The sequence below is a fragment of the Candidatus Poribacteria bacterium genome, from assembly GCA_021162805.1.
GTDB lineage: Bacteria > Poribacteria > WGA-4E > B28-G17 > B28-G17 > JAGGXZ01.
In genome coordinates, this window is sequence record JAGGXZ010000191.1 from 1 (window position 1) to 9,299 (window position 9,299).

9 protein-coding genes are annotated in these 9,299 nt (G+C 52.7%); all 9 read left to right on the plus strand.

All coding sequences use genetic code 11. The annotated features are described in order from the left end of the window. Window positions 1-140 precede the first annotated feature (140 nt). The gene (locus tag J7M22_15680; protein MCD6508046.1) at window positions 141-485 is read left to right on the plus strand and encodes a hypothetical protein; all 345 of its coding nucleotides are present in this window, start codon (window positions 141-143) and stop codon (window positions 483-485) included. Window positions 486-1,049: 564 nt separating this feature from the next. Beyond that, window positions 1,050-1,304, plus strand: a complete 255-nt coding sequence (locus J7M22_15685) for a hypothetical protein (GenBank protein ID MCD6508047.1) — start codon at window positions 1,050-1,052, stop codon at window positions 1,302-1,304. Between the two features lie 3 nt (window positions 1,305-1,307). Then, on the plus strand, window positions 1,308-1,700 hold the full coding sequence (locus tag J7M22_15690; protein MCD6508048.1) for a type II toxin-antitoxin system VapC family toxin: 393 nt from the start codon (window positions 1,308-1,310) through the stop codon (window positions 1,698-1,700). Window positions 1,701-1,839: 139 nt separating this feature from the next. Beyond that, window positions 1,840-2,379, plus strand: a complete 540-nt coding sequence (locus J7M22_15695) for a flavodoxin family protein (GenBank protein ID MCD6508049.1) — start codon at window positions 1,840-1,842, stop codon at window positions 2,377-2,379. A gap of 489 nt (window positions 2,380-2,868) precedes the next feature. Next, window positions 2,869-3,684, plus strand: coding sequence for a sugar phosphate isomerase/epimerase (locus tag J7M22_15700; protein MCD6508050.1), 816 nt, complete (start codon window positions 2,869-2,871; stop codon window positions 3,682-3,684). A gap of 136 nt (window positions 3,685-3,820) precedes the next feature. Beyond that, window positions 3,821-5,725 (plus strand): hypothetical protein, encoded by a 1,905-nt coding sequence (locus tag J7M22_15705; protein ID MCD6508051.1) that lies wholly within the window; start codon window positions 3,821-3,823, stop codon window positions 5,723-5,725. Continuing rightward, window positions 5,725-6,573: a sugar phosphate isomerase/epimerase gene (locus J7M22_15710; GenBank protein ID MCD6508052.1), complete on the plus strand. Its 849-nt coding sequence runs from the start codon at window positions 5,725-5,727 to the stop codon at window positions 6,571-6,573. Before J7M22_15705 ends, J7M22_15710 begins: the two co-directional genes overlap by 1 nt. Window positions 6,574-6,590: 17 nt before the next feature. Beyond that, window positions 6,591-8,864 (plus strand): hypothetical protein, encoded by a 2,274-nt coding sequence (locus tag J7M22_15715; GenBank protein ID MCD6508053.1) that lies wholly within the window; start codon window positions 6,591-6,593, stop codon window positions 8,862-8,864. 13 nt (window positions 8,865-8,877) lie between these two features. Next, window positions 8,878-9,299, plus strand: a 422-nt coding sequence (locus J7M22_15720; GenBank protein MCD6508054.1) for a phosphomannomutase, incomplete at its 3' end; no start/stop codon positions are given.

Here is a 9,299-nt window from a genome sequence, read left to right on the forward strand (position 1 = left end):
CATCTTCAGCTTACCTACCTAGAAGAATTTATTTTAGATCGGATAAAACGATACAAAGAGAGGAAGTGGCAGGATAGAATGTTTTTCCCTTCGAATTATCTGGCAGCAATGATTGATCAAGTCCACAGGAGATGAAGTTGATGAATACTGTTCCCAAGACAGCGCCTAACAGCGGGTATGCGTCAAACCCTTACGGCTTCGCATACCCGCAAATCGTTAGACGAAACCAGCTATGGAGAAAAGCGAGGTTAAAAATGAAGAGCCAATTAACCGATGAGCTGCTTGCCTTTGAAGCCGATCATGTATGGGTAAGTGAAAATCTGAAAGCGCTTCTGGAGCAGTATGCTGAGCAATGGATTGCTGTCAAGGATGGCAAAGTAATTGCCAGCGACCCCGATTTGACAGGTTTACTATCGAAGCTATCAGACCCGGCTCACACATGCGTTGAATTCATCACCCGTGAGCCTTTGGAGATGGTGCTGTGATCATTCGGGGCCGATTCATCGGGGATGCACCTTATTTTGCCGTTCATCTTCGTTCGGCACGTTTTCAAGGATTGGTCTGGTTCTTGGCTGACACGGGCGCCTCTCGCACGACCCTCCTGGATCGTGATGTCAGGCTCTTAGGTATACAGCCTGAAAGTCTTGAACCGGCATCGTTGCCTATTGTCGGCATTGGAGGAAGTGTGCGATCATTTCTGGTGCGGGATGTAGAATTCACTTTTGCATCGGACGAAGGTGATGTAGTACAACGACAAGACTTGTGGATTGTGCAGCACGACCTGGGCCAATTACCTCCTGAAGAAGTCTCCCGTATTCTGAGACTTCCATCGGTTCTAGGACGTGACTTGATTAATCGGTTTCGCTTTTCATGTGATTACCAAGCTGGAATCGTTCGGCTGGAGAGGCGATAGAAATGGGCTGGCTTCGGCTAACACGGTGTTTGTGGTTCGCTACGCTTCGCCCAAACCCCGACAAGTTGGGGCTTCACAAACACCGATCACGTTAGGCGATATTTCAGCCTTAAAAAATAGCGGGAGGTGAGAGGTTATGAAAGCCATTCGTTTTCATAAGGTCGTTGAGAAGGATGGTGAAATCCTCCTGACAGGTTTGCCCTGTAAGAAAGGTCAACGTGCAGAGGTGATTTTATTGATCGAAACCTCAACTATGCCCGGACGTCATTTGACAGCCCGGCAGCTACTTCATTCTGAATTAATTGGACTCTGGAAGGATCGCGAAGACATTAAAAACAGCGCATCCTATGCACGTCAATTACGAGAACAAGCGCAGAGGCGCCAGGGGTAAGGGATGATCCTTCTGGATACCGATGTGATGATAGACCTTTTACGCCAATATCCGCCTGCGGTGGCTTGGTTGGATTCCCTTGGGGAAGAGGAGATCATTTTGCCCGGATTCGTGGTCATGGAACTGATTCAGGGTTGTAGAAATAAGGCGGAGCAAGAGAAGGTAGAAAGGGAACTGGGAACCTATGGAGTGGTTTGGCCTTCACCGGAGACATGTAATGAGGCATTATCGGTATTTACCCGCTACCATCTCAGCCATGGGCTCGGGATTCTCGATGCTCTAATCGGTCAAATAGCCGTGGCTTTGGATTTGCCCTTATACACTTTTAACCAGAAGCATTATGCGCCCATACCTAACTTGAAAACTGTGCAGCCTTATGAGAAAAGTTCTCAATGATAAGTAAGTAGCTGAAACATCGCCTAACACGGTGTTTGTGGTTCGCTACGCTTCGCCCAAACCCCGACAAGTTGGGGCTTCACAAACACCGATCACGTTATACGCAATCACTTCAATATGAAGGAGGGGATATCCCACCATGAACATTGTGTATATCTCGGGAAGCCCAAGGAAAAACAGTAATACAGATTACCTTTTAAAAATTACATTATCTGTAGCTGGCGGACAATTTATAAAACTTGCAGATTATCGGATAGAACCATGCGAATCCTGTAGAGCCTGTCAAAAGTTAGGTAAGTGCGTAATTGATGACGATATGTGTAATATTATTATACCAACACTATTAAAAGCCGATGCTATTGTTATAGGCAGTCCAGTTTATTTTAACAATGTATCTGCCCAAACTAAAGCCTTCATAGACCGTACATGGTGTATTAGAGGACGACTTAGAAACAAAATTGGTGGTGCAATTGTTGTTGGTCGAAGATACGGTATAGAAAGTGCTATTATTGCTATTAATGCATTTTTCCTTAAACATGAGATGATCGTAGCAAACAGAGGTGTTTGTGGGATAGCCTTTGAAGAAGGGGAAATAATAAAAGATACGGAAGCTATTAACGCTGCTAAAAAACTTGGAGAGCGAATAAAGGAACTTGGAAAGATGAAAAATATGATATAATTGAGATTTTTGTCATCTGCGCCTAACAGCGGACATACGGCTACGCTTCGCTATGCCCAAATTCGGCAAAGCCGAACTTCGTATGTCCGCCAAACGTTATACGCAATTGGTTGCTTGGGAGGGATAAACTTTGGGGGTGATTGAAGATGGACAAGACCTTTAAATGGTTCACCACCGCAGATTTGAGTAAATATGAAGACAAGTATGTCTCCATCGTTGAAGAGCAAGTGGGAGGACCCAGAAGTGGCATACGTAGAAGCCAAGAAAAGGTATCCGGATAAAGAGATAGTTCTTTGGAAAGTTCCTCGCAGTGGAACCTTTATCCTCTGAGGAAGCCAAATGATCGAGTTCGATTATCTTCTCCTGCCTTTCACATAGGACTCGCATCTTCGCCGGATCAGGACGCGCCGGTCGATTGTTTCGGCGAGGATGACACATCCATGGGTGGGGGCTTGCAACTTGTAAAATCCCTGAGGAGGTGTGTAAGCGATGAAACTCGGTATTTTGGTGGGGGATATCGCAAGGGATCTCAAAATCCCCTTGAGAGAGGCGATAAGGAGAGCGAGGGGATGGGGATATGATGCGGTTGAGCTTCCGGCGAGCGACCTTTCCAGGTCGGACGAGCAATATAGCCCCGATACGGCTAAATCCCTCATCTCCTTCATATCCGGCCTCGGTCTTGAGGCAACCGGTTTCCAATGTCACGTCGGATATCTTACGGACGACTGGCAGGCGAGGGTCGACCATACGAAGAGGATGATAGAGGTGGCCAGCGAGATAGGCGTCCCTGTAGTCCACACCGTCACGGGGAAACTCCCCGAGGACATGGCGATCCCAAGCGGCTTTTCAAGGCTTGAGGCGGTCTACAGGGAGCTTCTGGAGTTCGCCGAAGGTAGCGGAGTCAAGGTCGGCATCGAGCCCGTCTTCGTTTATCTGGTGGGCAACCACTCCACCTTGAAACGGCTGATCGAGCTCGTAGGCAGAGATGACCTTTACATCAATTTCGATCCGTCACATTATCCATATCACGGCGAATCGCCGATCCCGACCATAAAGGAGTTCGGGGAGAGGATCGTTCACGCCCACGTGAAGGACGCCCTGATTGAGCCGAAGTTCAGGTTCATCCCTCCCGGAAAAGGGGTTTTGGACTTCCGAGAGATAATCTCCGCCCTGCATGACGTGGGCTACGATTACGTCCTCTCGCTTGAACTCGGTCACGGCATGGAGGATCCGGAGGGGATGGCGAGGGAGAACGTGGGATTCCTAGCAGGGTTGCTCGAGGAGCTGGGAATAGAGAGAGGTTGAAGGGGACATCCGGCGAAGGTGCTGAAAGCCGTGGAGACCATCCTTGGACCGGACTACGTTCCGGGACAGGGCATATCGATATACGAGATTTTCAGGGGTCGAATATGATCGAAGATCGAAGGAGGAAAACGATGATATGAAACCGATCAGGTTCTCCATTCATGGGGATATCCATGGTTTCCATCGGATCCCAAAGGAGGTTATAGGGAGATTCGTGGAGGACTCCGCGGAAGCCGGATGCCAGTTTGTCTGCTTCCTAGGCGATTCCTCAAACGGCGGGCATCCCGTGATCATGAGCCTCTCCGCCCTCTCCCCTATCCCCGTTCTCTATCAGCATGGGGATCATGAGTTCTTCGGGGAGTGGAGCATAGGTGGATGTTCCAGGAACTATGATTCGAGGAGATCGGTCGGCACGGATAGGGACCCACTCATCATGGCGATGGGAGGCATGCCGAGATGTGAGGCATGGGACGGTCTGCCAAGGTTCTGGAGCATGACATGGCGTGGGATACATTTCGTCTTCGCCTTCAACGGCAAGCATGAGGTGTGGACGCCATGGTTTCTAGCATGGCTGAGGAGAGATCTGGACGAAAACGGGAGCTTCACAACCGTCATCCTCTCACATCGCGGACTCGATGAGGATATCGGGATGGAGGGTAGCAGCGTCGAGACGTTCAGGAGGTTCCTCGGGGAGTTCCCACAGGTGAAGCTGTTCTGCGGCGCTCATATCCATAGGTGGGGTCTCAGGCTGCTGGGGGATCTGGTGGATGTAAGGGGAGATGCTAACGTGAAGGAAGGAAAATACGATGCCGAACGATACGTGATCGTCGAGATAGGGACAGAGGCGATCCGCATCTTTCACCGTAACGTCGAAACAGGGGAGATGAAGCTTAAATTTCATCGCCCGATCAGGACAACGCTCACCGATGACTCCCCCACCACGGTCTCGCTGCCGTTTCTCCTGTCGGACGGAGGATCCGCCTATCTGCCCGCCGTCGATCTTCGAAACGGGAAGGTGAGGGTATGGGGATTCGAGATGGAGCAGCTCATCCAAGACCCCCTCTTCGAGAGAGGGATCGAGTGGAAGGGGATGAACGGAGCGCAGATTGAGCTTGTCGACGCGCCGAAAACGGTGAGGGAGATGATAGGGCTTGAGAGGATGGCTAAGGTGAAGGTGAGATCGATCGGCGGAAGCGGGGAGAAACCGGTTAAGATATGCCACGTAGCCAGCCTGCCGATCCGGTTCGACGAGAGATCAAGCGGTGAGTCGGGAAGCTATCGAGGGGGAACGGTATATGATGTGCTGGTGATGGCTAAGATGAGGGAGGGGAGAAAGCTGAGACTGCTGCTCGAGACCTATACGGAGGATGGCGAGCTGGAATCGTGGCATTCGGTGGACGGCGTCGGCGGGAAGGGGGTGACCGCCATATTGGGCAAGGTGGGTATGATCTACATACCAGGGGTCCCCTTCAGGTGGATGGGCCTTGAGGGCAAAGGCGAGGTGGACGGTATCCCCAGGGCCAGAAGGGCCACGAGACTCGATGTTTACCTTGCGGTTCCCGAAGAGGTCCAGGAGGAAGAGTACCTTGCGGCCGCCTTCGCATATCCACATGAGGGATTCTACACTCCCCTGAGATTTGGGATGAACCTGTCGGAGGATGTAAGGGTTAGCGTGGGGGAGGAAAAGTTTGAGGTTCGAAAGCTCCACCAAGGCGAGTTCCGCGAGTTCGATATAGGGGAGCTAAAGGGAGGTGAGGAGATAAAGCTCGAATGCCGCGGGAGCAGGCTGGCCATTGTGGAGATCTCCGGGGAAGCGGCCGGGCTGATGCATCATCTGATCAGGAGGGTGAAGCGATTTGACGATGGGAGGTTGGAGCTCGGGGAACTGGTGGGCAGAAGCCAGGAACTTCTGAAAATACCGGAGTTCAACCGGTACGTCGGCATCACAGCCCTGACCCCGTTCAGGGAGATGGAGGTCGATGGGAGGAGAGTAAAGCCGTTTCAAAACGTGAGAATATCCCCAGATCAGGAGGTAAAATGATGAAACCTTCGATATGGACGGATGCCTTCGTCGAGTTTGAGCCGGAGGAGGCGATTGAAAGGCTGAGGGAGGCGGGCTGGAGGTATTTTGAGCTTGCCGATAAACACTGGAGGGATATAGACAAGCGTGAGAAACCGGAAGAGGGTTTCAGAAATCTGAAGAGGCAGTGCGAAAGGCTCGGCGTTCTGATACATCAGATGCATGGGCCGATGTTTAATACGTGCGAGGAGCCATCAAAGCTCAAAGCACACATGGAGGAGGCCGAAAGGTCGCTGAGATGGGCAGGGGTGTTAGGGGTCAGATGGGTGGTATTTCATCCGGGCTCCGCTTCCATCTCCGAGGATGAGGAGGATCTTGAGGAGGTGAGGAGGAGAAACCTCGAGGTCTTCGGCAAACTCGCCGACACGGCACGCCAGCTACAGATCGGGATCGCTATAGAAAACACCGCCGACAGGAACGATGGGGGCAGAAGGGTGTTTGGCGCCACAACCTATGAGCTTCTGTCCCTGGTTAGAGCTCTAGGTCCTGAGGTGGCGGGGATCTGCTGGGATACAGGACATGCCAACGTGCAGAAGCTGAACCAATATAAGGCGATCAAGGCTTTGGGGAAGCACCTCGTCGCAACCCACATAGATGATAATAACTCCTCCTCCGATCAGCATCTCCTTCCCTTTGAAGGGAACATCGATTGGAAAGGTGTCATGAGGGCGCTTCGCGAGGTGAATTACGACGGCTTTTTCAACCTGGAGATCGGAGGAGCGATGCATAAGGTCCCCCTATCCGTGAGGGTGGAGAAGGCGAGGTACGCCCTTGAGCTCACGAAGGCTTTGATTGAAGGTAGATTTTAGGGGCGAGGTATGGAGAGATGCGCAGGAAATTCGTGAAATTTTTCCCGGAACTGATCGAGAGAAACGCCTTACTGATTCATCGGATCCCACCCGACATGCAGATGCTGTTCGCGGGTGAGCTTGAAAGCTCCGACCAGGGAGTGGGCGAGACGTTCATGGCCCCTAGACCGGGGTATTGGGATTCGGAGAAGATCGGCGCCGGCGCTCCGCCTATCAAGACCGTATACGGCTGGCTGCAGATCTATCACGGCGTTGAGATGCGGGATGACAGGAGGATCTACAGCTTAGGAGTTGTCCTGAGCGATCTGAATGACCCCAAGAGGATCCTCTACCGTTCACCCGAGCCCATAATCAAGCCGGGAGAGGAGGATGAGACCGAGGAGGAGAGATGGTATCAGCTGAACGGATGGGTTCCGAACGTGGCCTTCACCTGCGGGGTGGTGCCCAAGTATAAGGACTCAACGGAGATTCTAGGTGAAGAGGATGAGCTCCTCGTCTATTATGGGGCGGCTGACGAGGTGATCTGTGTCGCCGAAGCTAGGATCGCCGATCTTATCCCGGAGGAGATCAGGCAGGACCCCCAAAAGTATAGCTCTCAACTCCGGATGAAGATCGCCATAATGGGCTCATGGAACACAGATGGAGGGGTGACGCGCCATACCGTCCCCGTGGTCGAATGGCTGCGCGATCACGGCTATTATGTGAAGGTGTTCACCCACTACAGAGAGGCGCCTCACGGCAGGCCGCTTGAGGTGGGGGACGAGGAGTTCGTCACCAGATGTTACACCACAGCGGGCAGGAAGGTTGATGGCCTGAAGCCGTTCGATCCCGAACCGCTGCTGAGGGCGATAGACGAGGAGGGGGTGAACGTGCTTCTGTTGGAGGATCTGGGGATGCTCCCATGTGAGGGGCTTATCGGGATCCTCCCCCAGATCAGATCCCGGGGCGTGAAAATCGCCCTGCTCAACCATGATAACAAACCGAAGCCAAAAGGTCATATCTTCTGGAAGTGCCTGGAGTACGTCGATGCCGTGATCAACTTCCTGCCCGAACAGAACGAGTTCATATCCCAGTTCTACCCGAAAGATAAGATCTACCTCACGGACTTCCCGTGTTATCCGGTTTTGGAGATCGATAAGGGTGAGGCGAGGAGGAGCCTGAGGCTACCCGAGGGGAAGAGGATAATCATAACTTTCGGCGAGTACGACTTCGTCGCTCCGTTCAGAGCACTCTATGAGATGAGAAGGGAAGACCCGCGAATATACCTGCTCGCTCTCGTCTACGACGAGGAGGAGAAAGCTGAGCTCGAGAGGAGGCTGAAGGAGCTGGGGTTCGAGAGGGGATACGACGAGATCAGGGTGGAGATCTCATCGTGGATGAGAAGGGCGAAGTACGTGGCCGCCTCGGACGTGGTGGTGCTCGATAAAGGCGAGGGCGTAGAGGGCGAGGGGGCCGTGCTCTCATCAACCTGTTTCCAGGTGATCGGATGGGGCACGCCGATCGCCGCCAGGGATAACCGGTTCTTCATCCCATTTAGATGGGAGGTTCTGAAATACAGGGACGATGAGGGGCTTAAGGAGGGAATCAGGCTCGTTTTAAACGACGCCTCTTTCAGGGAGAAATTGGTATCGAGGGCGAGGAGCTTCGCCTATCGAAACTCCCCGGGCAGGATCGCCACCCAGATACTGAACGTCTTCAGATCGATCCTCAACCCCATCTCATATCCATCCTGTGGTAGGCTCAGAAGGTTCTCCGGAAACCCGATCCTCAAACCCAGACCTGAGGTGGAGATCGAGGTAAACGGGGAGAGGGTGCGCTGGGAAAGGTTGGTCTATAACGCCGGGGCGATAAGGATAGATGGGATCACCTACATCCTATACCGCGCTCTCGGATACGATGGTATCTCGCGGATAGGACTCGCCTGGAGCAGGGATGGATTACATATCGACGGCAGGCCGAGCTATCCGATCTTCTGCCCGGAGATAGAGTACTATGAGCTGCCGGAGGACGAGGAGGATAGGAGGCGGGATCATCTCAGGAACTACGGGATGTGTAGGGAGATAGGAGGATGTGAGGACCCCCGCTTGACGTTGATCGGCGATTACATCTACATGACCTACACCGCTTATGGGGAGATACCCCAGTTAGCGCTTGCGAAGATCAAGCTGGACGATTTCCTGAGGGGTGTGAGGGAGTTCAGCTCATCTCAGAAGTGGATGGAGCTTTGGACGAAGAACGGCCCGATATTCTACCCCATGGACGATAAGGACGGAGTGCTGTTCCCGGAGTGAGGAGGATGCGATCATGAGGGTTCCATCCCGAATCTTCAGGCAGTACGATATCCGCGGGGTTTGGGGCGAGGATATCACAGAGGAGATCGCCCACGAGATAGGCCGCTCCTATGGCAGCTTCGCCATCAAAAACGGCGTTTCAAAGGTGGTCGTCGGCCATGATAGCAGAATCAGCTCCCCCATATTGTGTGAGGCGCTCACGGAGGGGTTGCTATCAACGGGATGCGATGTGGTGGGGATAGGTGAGACGATCACCCCGATCCTCTATTTCGCCCGCGTCCATTATGGGATCGAGGGAGGTGTGATGGTCACAGCAAGCCACAATCCGCCTCAATACAACGGGTTCAAGCTATGCTGGGGATATGGCACGCTGTTCGGCGATGGAATCCAACGTATAAGGGAAATTATCGAGAAGGAGGAGTTCGAAAGGGGAAG

What these genes read in the sequence shown, in the direction of transcription:
- J7M22_15680 (MCD6508046.1), top strand. Translation starts at nt 141, where the DNA reads ATGAATACTGTTCCCAAGACAGCGCCTAACAGCGGGTATGCGTCAAAC.
- J7M22_15685 (MCD6508047.1), top strand. Translation starts at nt 1,050, where the DNA reads ATGAAAGCCATTCGTTTTCATAAGGTCGTTGAGAAGGATGGTGAAATC.
- J7M22_15690 (MCD6508048.1), top strand. Translation starts at nt 1,308, where the DNA reads ATGATCCTTCTGGATACCGATGTGATGATAGACCTTTTACGCCAATAT.
- J7M22_15695 (MCD6508049.1), top strand. Translation starts at nt 1,840, where the DNA reads ATGAACATTGTGTATATCTCGGGAAGCCCAAGGAAAAACAGTAATACA.
- J7M22_15700 (MCD6508050.1), top strand. Translation starts at nt 2,869, where the DNA reads ATGAAACTCGGTATTTTGGTGGGGGATATCGCAAGGGATCTCAAAATC.
- J7M22_15705 (MCD6508051.1), top strand. Translation starts at nt 3,821, where the DNA reads ATGAAACCGATCAGGTTCTCCATTCATGGGGATATCCATGGTTTCCAT.
- J7M22_15710 (MCD6508052.1), top strand. Translation starts at nt 5,725, where the DNA reads ATGAAACCTTCGATATGGACGGATGCCTTCGTCGAGTTTGAGCCGGAG.
- J7M22_15715 (MCD6508053.1), top strand. Translation starts at nt 6,591, where the DNA reads ATGCGCAGGAAATTCGTGAAATTTTTCCCGGAACTGATCGAGAGAAAC.